Origin of the sequence: Enterobacter cloacae complex sp. CARB60 (assembly GCF_036487345.1) — a bacterium.
GTDB lineage: Bacteria > Pseudomonadota > Gammaproteobacteria > Enterobacterales > Enterobacteriaceae > Enterobacter > Enterobacter asburiae_D.
Genome location: NZ_JAZKLC010000002.1, coordinates 1,852,947 through 1,868,781 on the forward strand (window position 1 = coordinate 1,852,947; position 15,835 = coordinate 1,868,781).

Below are 15,835 nucleotides of genomic sequence, written 5' to 3' on the forward strand. Positions count from 1 at the left end.
ATAGCATTGAAACTTACAGACCCAGCAGGCCGACAGCGTAGCCCGCGATGCCGATGACGAAGAAGCCAACGATAATCCACAGCGGGTTCACTTTCTTACGCAGCAGCCACATGCAGGCGAAGGTCAACAGCAGCGGTACCAGGCCAGGCATCAGCTGGTCCAGAATCGTCTGCACGGTGGTGACGCGCGTCTGACCATCCTGCCCGGTGATGGTCGATACCACCAGCGGGATGTTTACGTGCGTCCACTTGTTAACCAGCGCCCCCATGACAAACAGGCCGAGGATTGACGCCCCCTCAGTCAGTTTCTGCAGGAAGCCGCCGCCCATGTCCTTAACGATATCCACCCCTTTACGGTAGCCGTAGGCCACGCCGTAATAACGGGTCAGCAGACGCACGGCGTTGAACAGGATGAAGAACAGCAGCGGGCCAAGCAGGCTGCCGCTCATCGCGATACCGGCACCCAGCGCCGCGAAGACCGGACGCACGGTACCCCAGAAGATAGGATCACCGACACCGGCCAGCGGACCCATCAGGCCGACTTTGATACCGTTGATAGCACCATCGTCAATCTCTGCGCCGTTCGCACGCTGTTCTTCCATCGCCAGCGTTACGCCCAGTACGGGGGCCGCAACGTAAGGATGAGTATTAAAGAATTCCAGGTGACGCTTGATCGCCTGACGGCGCGCTTCGTTGTTTTCCGGGTACAGGCGTTTGATCGCCGGTACCATGGAGAAGCAGAAGCCCAGCGCCTGCATACGTTCGAAGTTCCATGAACCCTGAAACAGGTTAGAACGGATGAACACGCCACGAATATCACCCGGAGTGAGTTTTTTCTCGGTGGTAGTTTTTGTCATATCAACCATTTCGCTCACCTGTTAGTCCAGTTCGTTATCGAGATCGTTGTTACCAGCAGCCTGCGCTGGGGCACCCGCGACGCGGTTGTATTTCGGGCTGAGCTGGATGTAGAGAATCGCCATCACCGCACCAATCACGCCCAGTGCAACCAGGTTGAAGTTGGTGAAGGCAGCGGTCACGAAGCCGAGGTAGAAGAACGGCATCAGGTAGCCTGCGCGCATCATGTTGATGACCATCGCATAACCGACAACCACGATCATACCGCCCGCGATGTTCAGACCGCCGGTGACCACTTCTGGAATGGCGTTCAGCATGCTCTGGACTTCACTGGTACCGACAGAGATCGCCACGATAACCGCTGGGATCGCGATACGCATCGCCTGCAGGAACAGGGACGAAACGTGGATCCACGACAGGGCCGTGAGGTTACCGTTTTCGGCCGCCTTATCCGCCGCGTGCTGGAAGGCAACGGTGATAGTACGAACGATGATGGTCAGAACCTGGCCCGCTGCTGCCAGCGGGATCGCCAGGGCGATACCGGCACCAATACTCTGGTGACCAGCAATAACCAGAACGGTTGAAATGATAGAGGCCAGCGCGGCATCGGGCGCAACCGCCGCGCCGATGTTCATCCAGCCCAGGGCGATCATTTCCAGGGTACCACCGATGATGATACCGGTTTTCATGTCACCCAGAACGGCCCCAATCAGCGTACAGGCCACCAGAGGGCGGTGGAACTGAAATTCATCAAGTACGGATTCCATACCCGCAATACATGCGACGACGAACACCAGCACAATCTGAAGAGTGGTAATCTCCATTGCACTTCTCCTATTACATAAGCTTTATGTGAGAACCGGCGCGGGCTTATTTCCCAACTTTGCCGATCAAATCCATCATTTTCAGTTTTTGATCCGTGGAAACCTTACGGGCTTCCAGTTCAATACCGCGCGCATTCAGCTTGTTGAATGCCTCGATATCTTTCGCATCGACTGAAATGGCGTTGTTGACCTGCGTTTTGCCCTGACGGAATGCCATACCACCAATGTTCACGGAGGTGATTTTCACGCCGCCTTCAACAATGCGCTCAACGTCTGTCGGGTTAGTGAACAGGAGCATTACGCGTTCACCCGCGTATTTCGGGTTGTTGTAAACGCGGATCATCTTGGCGACATCCACGACGTGCGCGGTAACGCCAGGAGGAGCAACCTGAGTCAGGAGGGTTTTACGTACGGTATCGGCGGCAACTTCGTCGCTGACCACGATAATGCGTCGAACGTTGGTCTCTTTGGTCCAGCGCGTTGCAACCTGGCCGTGGATTAAGCGGTCATCAATACGCGCAAGGCCGATAACCATGTAATCGTTCGGGCCCATCGGTTTTGCCGGTGCCGCCGCTTTTGGTGCCGCTGCAGGCGCAGGGGCGGGTTTTTCAACCGGCTGCGCTTTCAGGGCTTTTACCCCTTCGCGACCGGTTTCAACGGCCAGTGCCACCAGCTCGTCGAACGACGGATTGTCGTCGCGCGCCATGAAGGTTTCCACCAGCATGGGAATATTCACCCCGGCGACAACTTCATAGTGCTCTTTATCGACGACAATGCGGCTGGCGGCATTGAACGGGCTGCCGCCCCATGTATCAACGAGAAACAGCACGCCTTTGCTGGTATCCAGCTTCGCGAGTTGAGCGTTGTACTTCTCTATCAGCGTCTCGGCATTTTCACCGGGAACGAAATCGATCCAGCCGACGTTTTCCTGCTCGCCCAACAGCATCTCTGCCGTTTTGAGTAGCTGCTCAGCAGCCCAACCATGTGTGCCTATGACAATAGCAATGGTCACTTGCTACCTCCTTTTATTATCATTAATACGCCTGCCAGGCAGTCGTACTGAGAATCGTATTGGCGAACCGAATCGATTCAGATAAGGGTTAGAGTTCAAAAAAACTAAGACTTCCGCGAATTATTTTAGATAGTGAAAAAATAATTTATGTGATGAAGATCCGTAATTTAGCCATGCGTTACAGATTTATCTGTAGAGTAAAGCCGCTGTGTTACAGAACTTTGCAAAGGAACGTAAATCTTTGCTAAAAACACATTGTCTCTGATATGTTTAGCCTCCGTTTAATTGTTCAGGAGTATAGGGCTACAGCCCACTATATGGACCGTCACCGACGTCAGTCATCTGCCAGGCCATTTCGCGCCTTATTCACCGGCGATCCTCGCCACGTATCGACTCTGTCTTCCTCTGTTTTGCCCACGTTGAGTGGGGCACCGTTTCGTCATTCCTTTAGCAGGAGCTTGTCATGGAATTCTTAATGGACCCGTCAATCTGGGTAGGATTGGTCACGCTGGTGGTGCTGGAGATTGTTCTCGGCATCGATAACCTGGTGTTTATTGCCATCCTTGCGGACAAACTGCCGCCAAAACAGCGTGATAAAGCGCGTCTGATAGGTCTTTCGCTGGCGCTGGTCATGCGACTGGGGCTGCTCTCCGTCATCTCCTGGATGGTCACGCTGACCAAACCGCTGTTCTCCGTCATGGATTACACCTTCTCCGGCCGTGATTTAATCATGCTGATCGGGGGGATATTCCTGCTTTTCAAAGCGACGACAGAGCTTCATGAGCGGCTGGAAAACCGCCAGCACGATGACGGGCACGGTAAAGGCTATGCCAGCTTCTGGGTGGTAGTGCTGCAGATCGTGGTGCTTGATGCGGTCTTCTCGCTGGATGCGGTGATCACGGCGGTCGGCATGGTGAACCATCTGCCGGTAATGATGGCGGCTGTCGTCATTGCGATGGCGGTAATGCTGCTGGCCTCGAAGCCGCTGACGCGCTTCGTCAACCAGCATCCGACGGTGGTCGTGCTGTGTCTGAGCTTCCTGCTGATGATCGGTCTGAGCCTGGTGGCCGAAGGCTTTGGCTTCCATATTCCGAAAGGCTACCTGTACGCCGCGATTGGCTTCTCGATCCTGATCGAGCTTTTCAACCAGATTGCGCGCCGTAACTTTATTAAGCAGCAGTCGAATCAGCCGCTGCGCGCCCGTACCGCAGATGCCATTCTGCGCCTGATGGGCGGTCGTCGACAGGTGAACGTCCAGTCTGATTCCGAAAACCATAACCCGGTTCCGGTCCCGGAAGGGGCGTTTGTGGAACAAGAGCGCTACATGATCAACGGCGTGCTCTCCCTGGCCTCCCGTTCGCTGCGCGGCATCATGACGCCGCGCGGGGAAATCAGCTGGGTCGATGCTAACCTGAGCGTTGATGAAATTCGCCAGCAGCTGCTCTCTTCACCGCACAGCCTGTTCCCGGTGTGTCGCGGTGAGCTGGATGAGATCATCGGCGTCGTGCGGGCGAAAGAGATGCTGGTGGCCCTGGAAGAGGGCGTCAACGTGGAAGCCGTTGCCGCCGCGTCGCCTGCGATTGTCGTGCCGGAAACGCTGGATCCTATCAACCTGCTCGGGGTGCTGCGTCGCGCTCGCGGCAGCTTTGTTATCGTCACCAACGAGTTTGGCGTGGTGCAGGGGCTGGTTACGCCGCTGGACGTGCTGGAAGCGATTGCCGGTGAATTCCCGGATGCCGACGAAACGCCAGAAATTGTTGCCGACGGTGAAGGCTGGCTGGTTAAAGGTACCACCGACCTGCACGCGCTCTCGCACACGCTGGGTCTGGAAAACGTGATCAACGATGAAGAAGACATCGCGACCGTTGCCGGTCTGGTGATCGCCGTTAACGGGCAAATCCCGCGCGTCGGCGATGTGATCGAACTGGGGCCGCTGCACATTACGATCGTTGAAGCCAACGACTATCGCGTTGATATGGTTCGTATTGTTAAAGAACAATCAGCCCACGACGAAGATGAGTAAGCCGGCTTAGCGCAGCGGCATTAAGGGTACGATGTGCCCGTTATGATGCGCTGGCGGGGACGCGCTTCCCGCCAGCCACTTCGGAAAATCCCTTAGCGGCATGGGCCGCGCATAGAAAAAGCCCTGCAGGACAGGCACGCCATGGCGGCGTAAGTAACGCGCCTGCTCCTCTGTCTCGACCCCCTCAGCAACCAGTTCAATATTCAGCCGCTGGCCCAGCGCAATAATCATGTCCGTCACCGTCGAGTTCACGGCGTCGGTGCCGATGGCGGTGGTAAACGACTGGTCAATTTTCAGCACGTCCGGGTGCAGCTTTTCAAGCCAGGAGAGGGAGCTGTTCCCGGTGCCAAAATCATCGATGGCCAGCTTCACCCCTTTGCGATGCAGTTCGCGCACGATGCGATAATCCGCATCCAGCAGCGCATCCCGTTCCGTGAGTTCAATCACCAGCTGCTGGTGCGGGAAGGCGCTGAACCAGAGGCGGTTCAGGTCCTGTATCAATACCGCGTGTCGGAAATGGCTGGCGGCGACGTTGATACCGATGTGAAAACCGGCGTTGGCGGGGAAGTAGCCTATCTGGCGCACCGTTTCGGCGATGACATAGCGGGTCAGGGGGACAATCTGGTTATGTTCTTCTGCCAGAGGAATAAACACTTCCGGGGTGATCCAACCCTGACGGGGGTTATTCCAGCGCAGCAGGATCTCCACGCCGGTGCACGCCTGGGTACGGGCATTCACCAGCGGCTGGCAGAAAAGCTCAAATTCCCGCTCCGCAATCCCCATATCAATCTCCCACGTGAAGCTCATCCGGTTTGCGGTTGCCAGCCAGGCGAGATAGCCCAGCAGCAGGCTGAGCATCAGCCCCAGCGGCAGCTGGGCTGGGAGGCTTTTTAAGGCTAACTCTCCAGGGCCTGGACCGCTGACCGTAATGGTGAAAGGATTTCGGGTTGATGACTGCCGGAAAAGAGAGCCCTCCTCATCAAAGGTCAGGCTGTCGCTGACGCGTTGTCCATAGCGCAGAAAGCGATCGCCCACGGTCAGCGCCACGTCATTAATAAGCGGACGCTGGGGCTCGAGGATCATTTTGGCGATCAGATCGATATTGATGATCTCAATAACGCCAGCTTCACCGTCCTGAGAGACGGGATACCACTGGACCAATATCGGGCTATCTTTAAGCAGCCACTGGTCGGTCGATAAAATCAGCTTCGCCGTGCTGGCGGGGAGTTCTTTCAGGAAGTCGCGAACGGGGACGTTGCGGCTTCCGAAAATACTCGAGCAATACAGAATACCTTCGTTAATCAGGGCGATGGAGCGTACCGTCTGCAAAATGGCGGCCTGCTTTCGCAGCGCCAGGTGCGCCTGCGGGCAGGGCTGTCCCACCAGGGGCTGCAGCACGCTGCGGCGGTTCTCTAGAGACAGCAGAACGTTATCAAGGGCGCGAACGGTGTGGCTGGTAAAATCGAGGATCCGCTGTTGGTTAACATTGCGCTGTGAAATAAAGCGAATGCCTAACGTCAGGATGAGCGTGAGGAGCGCAACCGTGACGCAGACGATGACGCGTTTTCGGCGATAGTTTTTAATGATCGTTTGTGCAGTTTGCATGAACGGTCGCCTGATAAGCCACCAGCCACAAAAGCCGGACGCAACAGTGAAAGTGTAGTGGGGAAAGCAGAAGGAGACGAGGAAGAAGAGGGAAATTCGCCCATCCGTTGCAGATGGGCGAAAGGCAGTATTAGTCGCACTGCACCTTAATGGCCAGGCCACCGCGGGACGTCTCGCGGTATTTCGCGTTCATGTCTTTGCCCGTTTCGTACATGGTTTCAATCACCTTATCCAGCGATACGCGAGGTTCGCTGGTACGGCGCATCGCCATACGTGAGGCGTTGATGGCTTTCACCGAGGCAATCGCGTTACGCTCGATGCACGGCACCTGAACCTGGCCCGCGACCGGGTCACAGGTCAGACCGAGGTTATGTTCCATACCGATTTCTGCCGCCACGCAAACCTGCTCAGGGCTTGCGCCCAGCAGCTCTGCCAGACCCGCCGCCGCCATGGAGCAGGCAACGCCGACTTCACCCTGACAGCCCACTTCAGCACCGGAGATGGAGGCGTTCATTTTGTACAGCGCACCGATGGCACCTGACGCCAGGAAATAGCGGATATAGATGTCCGGCGTCACGGGCTCAATAAAGTGATCGTAGTAGGCCAGCACTGCCGGAACGATACCGCATGCACCGTTTGTTGGCGCCGTCACGACGCGGCCACCGGCGGCGTTCTCTTCGTTAACCGCCAGAGCAAACATATTCACCCAGTCGACCACGTTCATCGGGTCGTTGGAGAACTTGTCCGTGGTCACCAGCATACGGCGCAGGGCAGAGGCACGACGCGGTACGCGCAGTGGACCCGGCAGAACGCCTTCGGTGTTCATCCCGCGATCGATACAGGCGCGCATGGTTTGCCAGACGTTCGCAAAATAGTCTTCAATCTCTTTTTTGCTGTGCAGGGCCAGTTCGTTCTGCATCACCATACCGGACAGGGAAAGACCGGTCTCTTTGCAGTAGCCCAGCATCTCGGTAGCCGATTTGAACGGGTACGGTACGTTGACGTCGCCGACGCTGTCTTTGCCAAAATGCTCTTCATCCACGATGAAGCCACCGCCGATGGAGTAGTACGTTTTGCTGTAAATCTCTTTTTCACCGCTATAAGCGTGAATGGTCATACCGTTTTCATGCAGCGGCAGGTTGTCGCTACGGAAACGCATGCCGTCATCCTGCGGGAAATCGACTTCCTGCTGGCCGTTTGCCAGCAGCAGGCGGCCGCGTGTTTCCACGTCGCGGATGAATGCCGGGATGGCATCAATATCAACGGTATCCGGCATATTGCCCGCCAGACCCATAATAATGGCGATATCGGTGTGGTGGCCTTTACCCGTTAATGACAGCGAGCCGTAAACATCCACGGCGACACGGGTAACGCTTTCCAGTAATCCTTTTTCGACCAGATCATCGACGAACTGTTTACCGGCCTTCATCGGGCCAACAGTATGGGAAGACGAAGGGCCAATTCCCACTTTGAACATGTCGAATATACTAATCACTTTCACACTCCTGACAGGGTTACCGGGGTTCCAGTAACGATGTTATAACTGCGCATAGTGTAAGAGGGAACACCAACCTCGGCTTAACTATTCACATGAATTAAACTAATGGTTAACGATGGGTTTTGCTAATAGCGCGACGCAGATCGCAAACCTTGCAGAAGAGGGCGGAACGTAAAGTATAGTCAAGGCTTCAGGCCGATTTGCAACGCCAGCTCACGAATAATGCCCGCCGTCATGCCCCAGACAAAATAATGCTGATACCAGGACAACCAGACCCGATGGTCATGCCCGCGACGCTGAATATCCAGCGGGTGATAACGACTCAGTCGGAGGGCTTCATCCAGCGGCATTTCAAACACCGCAGAGACTTCATCGACGCTGGCGTGATACTGCAGGCCCGGCGGGATAATGCCCACCACCGGCGTAACCTGAAAACCGGTGACGCTGTCGACGGGCGGCAGCACGCCGATGACCTCCACAGCCTCTGGCGGAATGGCAACCTCTTCCTGCGCCTCCCGCAGCGCGGCGGCAATCAGCGAGGCGTCGGAGCTGTCTACGGCGCCACCCGGAAAGGCGACCTGGCCCGCGTGCTTGCGTAAATGGGGAGAACGCTGGGTGAGCAGCAGGCCAGGCTGCTCGCGACGAACGACCGGGATCAGTACGGCCGCCTGTCGCTGATTCAGCGTCTCGCGGTTGACCTGCGGTCGTAATAGCTGAAAGCGAGATAAAAAGTTATCCAGCGTCAGGTTCTCTTTTTCCACCCGTGATTACTCCAGTTTTTTCAGGATACGGTTAACTTTATCAAAGGTTTCCTGATATTCCGCATCGACCTGGCTATCGGCAACAATGCCGCCCCCGGCCGAACAGTAAAGATTTCCGTCGCAGGCGGTCAGCGTGCGAATGGTAATGCTGGTATCCAGCGTGCCGCACAGGCTGATATAGCCAATGCTGCCGCACCAGGCGTTGCGGCGGTGCGGTTCCAGCTCATCAATGATCTCCATCGCCCGCACCTTTGGCGCGCCGGTGATGGAGCCGCCCGGGAACGCCGCGCGCAGAAGATCGCAGGCGGTGCTGGATGCTGGCAGCGTCGCGGTGATGGTACTGACCAGATGATGCACCGCCGGGAAAGGCTCGACGACAAACAGTTCCGGCACGCGCACGCTGCCCGGAACGGCTACCCGGCCAATGTCGTTACGCATCAGATCGACAATCATCAGGTTCTCGGCGCGGTCTTTCGGCGAGGCGGCCAGCTTTTCCGCCTGCTGGCGATCGGCGTCGGGATCGGCAAGACGCGGCAGGGTGCCTTTGATTGGACGGGTTTGAATCGTGCCCTCGGCCAGATGAATAAAGCGCTCGGGCGACAGGCTGAGTATGGCCCCCTGTTCCAGACGGACAAACGCGCTGAACGGCGCCTTATTGCTGGCATTCAGACGGGTAAACGCCTGCCACTCATCCCCCTGGTAGGTCGCCTGGAAGCGCTGGGCGAGGTTAACCTGGTAGCAGTCACCGCTTTGCAGATACGCCTGAACGCGCGAGAATTTTTCGGCATACTCCGCTGCGCTCATATTTGAGCGCCAGCCGGAGGTCAGCGCGAACGTCTTTTTCGGGGCAGGCTGCTGCGCCTCAAGCCACGCCAGACGCGCCTGCACGTCATGATGGCTCAGCAGGGAAACCGTTTTTTTCTGGTGATCAACAATTAACGCCCAGTCATACAGCCCAACGGCCATATCTGGCAGTGAAATATCAGCCTGCGCATGCTCCGGCAGCGTTTCGAAACGACGACCCAGATCGTAACCAAACAGGCCCAGCGCGCCCCCCTGAAAAGGGAGGTCCGGGTTCGGCGTGGCAGATAAGCCCAGCGCGTTAATGGCTTGCTGAAGCTGCATCAGCGGATCGTCCGTTAACGACAGGTCTTCGGTTGTCAGCGTCTTGAGCGGATCGGCCACCAGAATATCGAAGCGGCTATAGGGATGGTGCGCATGGCCGGAATGCAGCAGCATCGCAAACGGAAGATGGCTCAGGCGGGCAAACCAGAATTCAGCGGCGTCTGCACGCCAGGGCAAGGTAATAACAGTGGGGAAGCGCATGTTCATGTGTGGCATACTACCGGGCAGCGTGAAATAATTAGCGCGAATAATTTAGCAGGAGTTGACGATGTTTGCAGGTTTACCTTCTCTTAGTCATGACCAACAGCAGAAAGCGGTTGAACGCATTCAGGAACTGATGTCCCAGGGGATGAGCAGCGGAGAGGCGATTACCGTTGTCGCTCAGGAGATTCGCGCCAGTCATACCGGCGAGCGGATTGTGGCGCGATTCGAAGATGAAGATGAAGAAGAGTAACCGGGCTTAAACCGCCGCGATAATCTTGATCTCAACCTTATACTCCGGTTTCATCAGCGTGGCCTGTACGGTGCAGCGTACAGGCGCGTGACCCGCCACCACCCATGCATCCCAGGCTTTGTTCATCGCCGCGAAATCGTCTTTGTTTGCCAGGAAAATCGTCGCATCCAGAATGCGGGATTTGTCGCTGCCCTGTTTTTCCAGTACCGCATCAATCTGCGCCAGGGTGTTAGCCGTCTGCTCGAACGCATCCGCGTCCAGATTAGCCGGTACGCCGGTGTAGTAGAGCGTCTGGTTATGGATCACCACATCAGACCAGCGGGCTTCGGCATCAATGCGCACAATTGTCATAAACGTTTCCTCGTTATTTTTCATCGTCAGGCGGCAAGACTGCCATATTGTTCTGCTGTCGTCACTATTTGGGGTGGCACATGAAAGGATGGGCTGACATAATCCCTGTGCAAAAATACAGTGAGAGAGCACCGTGGCAGACGATTTTTCCCCTGAAGGTCAATTAGCGCAGGCTATCCCCGGCTTTAAACCCCGTGAGCCTCAGCGTCAGATGGCGCACGCTGTGGCACACGCCATCGATAAGGCTCAGCCGCTGGTGGTCGAAGCCGGAACCGGCACGGGTAAAACCTATGCTTACCTTGCTCCGGCGCTGCGCGCGAAAAAGAAGGTGATTATTTCCACCGGATCGAAGGCGCTGCAGGATCAGCTCTACAGCCGCGATTTGCCTACGGTGGCTAAGGCGCTGAAATACAAGGGGCGTCTCGCCTTGCTGAAGGGGCGCTCCAACTATCTCTGCCTGGAACGTCTCGAGCAGCAGGCGCTGGCGGGCGGCGACCTGCCGGTGCAAACCCTCAGCGACGTCATTGTCCTGCGTGCCTGGGCGAACCAAACCGAAGAGGGTGATATCAGCACCTGCGCGAGCGTGCCGGAAGACTCCCCGGCCTGGCCGCTGGTGACCAGCACCAACGACAACTGCCTCGGCAGCGACTGTCCGCTGTATAAAGACTGCTTTGTGGTGAAAGCGCGCAAAACGGCGATGGATGCCGATGTGGTGGTGGTCAACCACCATCTGTTCCTCGCGGATATGGTCGTCAAGGACAGCGGTTTCGGCGAGCTGATCCCGGAGGCGGATGTGATGATCTTCGACGAAGCCCACCAGCTTCCGGACATCGCCAGCCAGTATTTCGGCCAGTCGCTTTCCAGCCGCCAGCTGCAGGATCTGGCGAAAGATTTCACCATCGCTTACCGCACCGAACTCAAAGATACCCAGCAGCTGCAGAAGTGCGCTGACCGTCTGGCCCAAAGCGCGCAGGATTTCCGCTTACAGCTCGGCGAGCCGGGCTATCGCGGTAACCTGCGCGAGCTGCTGGCGGACAAAAACATCCAGCGCGCGCTGCTGCTGCTCGATGATGCCCTGGAACTCTGCTACGACGTGGCAAAACTGTCCCTCGGCCGTTCCGCGCTGCTGGATGCGGCCTTCGAACGCGCCACGCTCTATCGCGGGCGGCTCAAACGGCTGAAAGAGATTAACCAGCCGGGGTTCAGCTACTGGTATGAGTGCACCTCGCGGCATTTCACGCTGGCGCTCACGCCGCTGACGGTGGCGGATAAATTTAAAGAGGTGATGGCGCAAAAGCCGGGAAGCTGGATCTTCACCTCGGCAACCCTGTCGGTGAATGACGATCTGCATCACTTCACGGAACGTCTTGGCATTGAGGAGGCGGAATCGCTGCTCCTGCCCAGCCCGTTCGATTACGAAAAACAGGCGCTGCTCTGCGTTCCCCGTAATCTGCCGTTGCCGAACCAGCCGGGTGCGGCGCGCCATCTGGCCGCGATGTTAAAACCGATGATCGAGGCCAACAACGGCCGCTGTTTTATGCTCTGCACCTCTCACGCCATGATGCGTGACCTCGCCGAGCAGTTCCGCGCCACCATGACCTTACCGGTGCTGCTGCAGGGCGAAACCAGCAAAGGCCAGCTGCTGCAGCAGTTTGTCAGCGCCGGGAATGCCCTGCTGGTAGCGACCAGCAGCTTCTGGGAAGGGGTCGACGTGCGGGGCGATACGCTCTCGCTGGTGATCATTGATAAGCTGCCGTTTACCTCCCCGGACGATCCGCTGCTGAAGGCGCGCATGGAAGACTGCCGCCTGCGCGGGGGCGATCCGTTTGACGAGGTACAGCTGCCGGACGCGGTGATTACCCTCAAGCAGGGGGTAGGGCGATTGATCCGCGACGTTACCGATCGCGGGGTGCTGGTCATTTGCGATAACCGGCTGGTGATGCGTCCTTACGGGGCAACCTTCCTTGCCAGCCTGCCGCCCGCGCCCAGGACGCGGGACATAAAACGCGCGGTGCGCTTCCTGGCAAACCCAACGGCGGAGTAATTTACCCCGGAGTGTGCTAAGATGCGCGCCATTTTGTGACTGACCCTTGCGAGAGCGCGACGACTCATGCGAATTCTGGCTATAGATACCGCAACAGAGGCTTGCTCTGTTGCTCTGTTGAACAACGATGCTGTTTCTGCTCATTTCGAAGAGTGCCCACGGGAACACACCCAGCGCATTCTGCCCCTGGTAAAAGCCATTTTAACCCAGGGCAACACCTCCTTAACCGACCTCGACGCGCTGGCCTTTGGCCGTGGTCCCGGCAGCTTTACGGGCGTACGTATCGGGATTGGCATTGCGCAGGGGCTGGCGCTGGGCGCCGAACTGCAGATGATCGGCGTCTCTACCCTCGCCACCATGGCGCAGGGGGCATGGCGCATGACTGGGGCAACGCGCGTGCTGGCCGCAATAGATGCCCGCATGGGCGAAGTCTACTGGGCCGAATACACCCGCGACGAGCAGGGCGTGTGGCACGGTGAAGAGACGGAAGCCGTGCTTAAGCCGGAAGCGGTCACTGAGCGACTGCAACAGCTCTCCGGTGAGTGGGCAACCGTCGGCACCGGCTGGCCGGCGTGGCCTGAGATGGCGAGCGGCACCGGCGTGACGCTGGTGGACGGCAACATGCTGCTGCCGGCTGCGGAAGATATGCTTCCGATTGCCTGCCAGCTGCTCGCAGCAGGAAAAACCGTTGCCGTTGAACACGCGGAGCCGGTTTATTTGCGAAACACCGTTGCGTGGAAGAAACTTCCGGGCCGCGAGTGAATCTCAGTAACAGGAACTGAGAAAAAGGAGTCGCATCATGGCGGTTCAGACTAAAGTAGTACGCCTTATTATGGCAGGCGCGGTTGCCATAGCACTGAGCGGATGCGTTTCCGTTCCTGATGCGATTAAGGGCAGCAGCCCGACGCCACAGGAGGATCTGGTTCGGGTGATGAATGCGCCTGAGCTGTACGTCGGCCAGGAAGCGCGCTTTGGCGGTAAGGTCATCGACGTACAAAACCAGCAGGGGAAAACCCGTCTGGAGATCGCGACCGTTCCGCTGGACAGCGGCGCGCGGCCGGTACTGGGTGAGGCCTCCCGGGGACGTATCTATGCGGACGTCAGTGGTTTCCTCGATCCGGTCGATTTTCGCGGACAGCTGGTGACCGTCGTCGGGCCGATTACCGGCGCCGTGCAGGGTAAAATCGGCAGCACGCCGTATAAATTTATGACTATGCAGGTCAACGGGTATAAACGCTGGCGGCTGGCACAGCAGGTGATCATGCCGCCTCAGCCGATGGATCCGTGGATGTGGGGTCCACATCCTTATCGTTACGGCTACCCGGGCTGGGGGTGGTACAACCCGGGTCCTGCACAGGTTCAGACGATCGTTACTGAGTAACTTACTGTTATTGTTAGAAAAGAGACAGCGGCTCAGCCGCTGTCTCTGTTTTTTTACGGATAAAACGAAAAAAAAGAGTGACGCGCTTCGCAACCTTAAATCTGAACAATTAATAAACTGGTACGCTGAGTTAATATAATGTTAACAAACTGTTTATTATCGGGGTTGTGATGACGACGAACACTCATTTCAGAGGTGATGCATTGAAGAAGGTTTGGCTTAACCGTTATCCCGCAGATGTTCCTGCTGAGATCAATCCTGACCGTTATCAATCCCTGGTGGAATTATTTGAACACTCGGTAAGGCGCTACGCGGACCAGCCCGCATTCGTGAATATGGGCGAGGTTATGACGTTCCGTAAGCTTGAGGAGCGTAGCCGGGCGTTTGCGGCGTATCTTCAGGAAGGGCTGGGGCTGCAAAAAGGGGACCGCGTCGCGCTGATGATGCCGAACCTGCTGCAATACCCGGTGGCGTTGTTCGGTATCCTGCGAGCCGGGATGATTGTCGTCAACGTTAACCCATTGTACACCCCGCGCGAGCTGGAGCATCAGCTGAACGACAGCGGCGCGGCCGCGATCGTCATTGTGTCCAACTTCGCCCATACGCTGGAAAAAGTGGTCGACAAAACCCAGGTTAAACACGTCATCCTGACGCGCATGGGGGATCAGCTCTCTACCGCCAAAGGCACGCTGGTTAACTTTGTCGTCAAATACGTCAAACGTCTGGTGCCAAAATACCACCTGCCGGACGCCATCTCCTTCCGCCGCGCGCTGCATGCGGGCTACCGTATGCAATACGTCAAGCCGGAAGTGGTGTCAGAAGATCTGGCCTTCCTGCAGTATACCGGTGGCACCACCGGCGTGGCGAAAGGCGCGATGTTGACGCACCGGAACATGCTGGCGAACCTTGAGCAGGTAAACGCGACTTACGGGCCGCTGCTGCATCCGGGCAAAGAGGTGGTGATCACCGCGCTTCCGCTGTATCACATCTTTGCGCTGACCATGAACTGCCTGCTGTTTATTGAGCTGGGTGGTCAGAACATCCTCATCACCAACCCGCGCGATATCCCGGGCCTGGTGAAAGAGCTGGCGAAATATCCGTTCACCGCCATGACCGGGGTAAATACCCTGTTCAACGCGCTGCTTAATAACAAAGAGTTCCAGCAGCTGGATTTCTCCTCGCTGCATCTCTCTGCGGGCGGCGGCATGCCGGTTCAGCAGGCGGTCGCCGAGCGCTGGGTGAAGCTCACCGGTCAGTATTTGCTGGAAGGTTATGGACTGACGGAATGTGCTCCGCTGGTCAGCGTTAACCCGCATGATATCGACTATCACAGTGGAAGCATTGGTCTGCCGGTTCCTTCCACAGAGGCCAAACTGGTCGATGATAACGATAACGAAGTCGCGCCGGGCGAGCCGGGTGAGCTGTGCGTCAAAGGTCCGCAGGTGATGCTGGGCTACTGGCAGCGCCCCGATGCGACCGACGAAATCATTAAAGACGGCTGGCTGCACACCGGTGATATCGCGGTAATGGATGACGAGGGCTTCCTGCGCATCGTCGATCGCAAGAAAGACATGATCCTGGTCTCCGGCTTCAACGTCTATCCGAATGAGATCGAAGACGTGGTGATGCAGCACAGCGGCGTGCTCGAAGTGGCTGCCGTCGGCGTCCCTTCCGGCAGCAGCGGTGAAGCGGTCAAGATATTTGTGGTCAAGAAAGACGCTTCACTCACGGAGGAGGAGCTGGTAACGTTCTGCCGTCGTCAGCTGACGGGCTACAAGGTGCCGAAACTGGTTGAATTCCGCGATGAGCTGCCGAAATCCAACGTCGGAAAGATATTACGACGAGAATTACGTGACGAAGCCCGTGGCAAAGTAGACAATAAGGCCTGAGCTTCACGTTAATC

Annotated in this window: 15 protein-coding genes; 7 read left to right on the forward strand and 8 right to left on the reverse strand. The window is 57.1% G+C overall.

Annotation, left to right across the window (positions count from 1 at the left end; all coding sequences use genetic code 11):
• Positions 1-13: 13 nt before the first annotated feature.
• From V4835_RS09850 to manX, 3 genes are read right to left on the reverse strand one after another with little or no spacing between them, the layout of a single operon-like run.
• The gene (locus V4835_RS09850; protein ID WP_006810994.1) at positions 14-865 is read right to left on the reverse strand and encodes a PTS mannose transporter subunit IID; all 852 of its coding nucleotides are present in this window, start codon (positions 863-865) and stop codon (positions 14-16) included.
• A gap of 12 nt (positions 866-877) precedes the next feature.
• Entirely contained in the window at positions 878-1,678 is an 801-nt protein-coding gene (manY, locus tag V4835_RS09855; RefSeq protein WP_008500490.1) for a PTS mannose transporter subunit IIC, read from the reverse strand.
• A gap of 46 nt (positions 1,679-1,724) precedes the next feature.
• Entirely contained in the window at positions 1,725-2,690 is a 966-nt protein-coding gene (gene manX, locus V4835_RS09860; protein ID WP_032641236.1) for a PTS mannose transporter subunit IIAB, read from the reverse strand.
• Positions 2,691-3,007: 317 nt separating this feature from the next.
• On the opposite strand from manX, the gene V4835_RS24375 reads away from it, so the two are divergent.
• Both V4835_RS24375 and yoaE read left to right on the forward strand, forming a co-directional pair.
• Positions 3,008-3,166 carry a protein YoaL gene (locus V4835_RS24375; RefSeq protein WP_442877312.1) on the forward strand — a complete coding sequence of 53 codons (159 nt, stop codon included), beginning with the start codon at positions 3,008-3,010 and terminating at the stop codon, positions 3,164-3,166.
• Positions 3,154-4,713 (forward strand): CNNM family cation transport protein YoaE, encoded by a 1,560-nt coding sequence (gene yoaE / locus V4835_RS09865; RefSeq protein WP_331412051.1) that lies wholly within the window; start codon positions 3,154-3,156, stop codon positions 4,711-4,713. The genes V4835_RS24375 and yoaE overlap by 13 nt, the downstream gene beginning before the upstream one ends.
• A 6-nt stretch (positions 4,714-4,719) precedes the next feature.
• Here yoaE and V4835_RS09870 read toward each other — a convergent pair whose 3' ends face one another.
• The 4 genes from V4835_RS09870 to pabB form a co-directional block, all read right to left on the reverse strand.
• Positions 4,720-6,318 carry an EAL domain-containing protein gene (locus tag V4835_RS09870; RefSeq protein ID WP_063143819.1) on the reverse strand — a complete coding sequence of 533 codons (1,599 nt, stop codon included), beginning with the start codon at positions 6,316-6,318 and terminating at the stop codon, positions 4,720-4,722.
• Between the two features lie 130 nt (positions 6,319-6,448).
• Positions 6,449-7,813 (reverse strand): L-serine ammonia-lyase, encoded by a 1,365-nt coding sequence (gene sdaA, locus V4835_RS09875; RefSeq protein ID WP_063143820.1) that lies wholly within the window; start codon positions 7,811-7,813, stop codon positions 6,449-6,451.
• Positions 7,814-7,998: 185 nt separating this feature from the next.
• Complete coding sequence (locus tag V4835_RS09880) at positions 7,999-8,577, reverse strand: CoA pyrophosphatase (protein ID WP_331412052.1); 579 nt, start codon at positions 8,575-8,577, stop codon at positions 7,999-8,001.
• Between the two features lie 6 nt (positions 8,578-8,583).
• Positions 8,584-9,909 carry an aminodeoxychorismate synthase component 1 gene (pabB, locus tag V4835_RS09885; RefSeq protein ID WP_331412053.1) on the reverse strand — a complete coding sequence of 442 codons (1,326 nt, stop codon included), beginning with the start codon at positions 9,907-9,909 and terminating at the stop codon, positions 8,584-8,586.
• 61 nt (positions 9,910-9,970) lie between these two features.
• Here pabB and V4835_RS09890 point away from each other — a divergent pair, with 61 nt between their 5' ends.
• A complete protein-coding gene (locus tag V4835_RS09890; RefSeq protein WP_063143823.1) occupies positions 9,971-10,156 on the forward strand; it encodes a YoaH family protein in 186 nt (61 codons plus the stop codon).
• 6 nt (positions 10,157-10,162) lie between these two features.
• On the opposite strand, the gene V4835_RS09895 is transcribed toward V4835_RS09890, so the two are convergent.
• On the reverse strand, positions 10,163-10,507 hold the full coding sequence (locus tag V4835_RS09895; RefSeq protein ID WP_008500498.1) for a RidA family protein: 345 nt from the start codon (positions 10,505-10,507) through the stop codon (positions 10,163-10,165).
• 133 nt (positions 10,508-10,640) lie between these two features.
• Between V4835_RS09895 and V4835_RS09900 the strand changes: the two genes are divergently transcribed.
• The 4 genes from V4835_RS09900 to fadD all read left to right on the forward strand — a co-directional run bounded on the left by V4835_RS09900 (position 10,641) and on the right by fadD (position 15,821).
• Positions 10,641-12,551 (forward strand): ATP-dependent DNA helicase, encoded by a 1,911-nt coding sequence (locus V4835_RS09900; protein WP_331412054.1) that lies wholly within the window; start codon positions 10,641-10,643, stop codon positions 12,549-12,551.
• A gap of 66 nt (positions 12,552-12,617) precedes the next feature.
• Entirely contained in the window at positions 12,618-13,313 is a 696-nt protein-coding gene (gene tsaB, locus V4835_RS09905; protein WP_331412055.1) for a tRNA (adenosine(37)-N6)-threonylcarbamoyltransferase complex dimerization subunit type 1 TsaB, read from the forward strand.
• A gap of 37 nt (positions 13,314-13,350) precedes the next feature.
• Entirely contained in the window at positions 13,351-13,932 is a 582-nt protein-coding gene (locus tag V4835_RS09910; protein ID WP_121424134.1) for a Slp family lipoprotein, read from the forward strand.
• Between the two features lie 203 nt (positions 13,933-14,135).
• Complete coding sequence (gene fadD / locus V4835_RS09915) at positions 14,136-15,821, forward strand: long-chain-fatty-acid--CoA ligase FadD (RefSeq protein WP_331412056.1); 1,686 nt, start codon at positions 14,136-14,138, stop codon at positions 15,819-15,821.
• Positions 15,822-15,835 lie beyond the last annotated feature (14 nt).

What these genes read in the sequence shown, in the direction of transcription:
- V4835_RS09850 (WP_006810994.1), bottom strand. Translation starts at nt 865, where the DNA reads ATGGTTGATATGACAAAAACTACCACCGAGAAAAAACTCACTCCGGGT.
- manY (WP_008500490.1), bottom strand. Translation starts at nt 1,678, where the DNA reads ATGGAGATTACCACTCTTCAGATTGTGCTGGTGTTCGTCGTCGCATGT.
- V4835_RS24375 (WP_442877312.1), top strand. Translation starts at nt 3,008, where the DNA reads ATGGACCGTCACCGACGTCAGTCATCTGCCAGGCCATTTCGCGCCTTA.
- yoaE (WP_331412051.1), top strand. Translation starts at nt 3,154, where the DNA reads ATGGAATTCTTAATGGACCCGTCAATCTGGGTAGGATTGGTCACGCTG.
- V4835_RS09870 (WP_063143819.1), bottom strand. Translation starts at nt 6,318, where the DNA reads ATGCAAACTGCACAAACGATCATTAAAAACTATCGCCGAAAACGCGTC.
- pabB (WP_331412053.1), bottom strand. Translation starts at nt 9,909, where the DNA reads ATGAACATGCGCTTCCCCACTGTTATTACCTTGCCCTGGCGTGCAGAC.
- V4835_RS09890 (WP_063143823.1), top strand. Translation starts at nt 9,971, where the DNA reads ATGTTTGCAGGTTTACCTTCTCTTAGTCATGACCAACAGCAGAAAGCG.
- V4835_RS09895 (WP_008500498.1), bottom strand. Translation starts at nt 10,507, where the DNA reads ATGACAATTGTGCGCATTGATGCCGAAGCCCGCTGGTCTGATGTGGTG.
- tsaB (WP_331412055.1), top strand. Translation starts at nt 12,618, where the DNA reads ATGCGAATTCTGGCTATAGATACCGCAACAGAGGCTTGCTCTGTTGCT.
- V4835_RS09910 (WP_121424134.1), top strand. Translation starts at nt 13,351, where the DNA reads ATGGCGGTTCAGACTAAAGTAGTACGCCTTATTATGGCAGGCGCGGTT.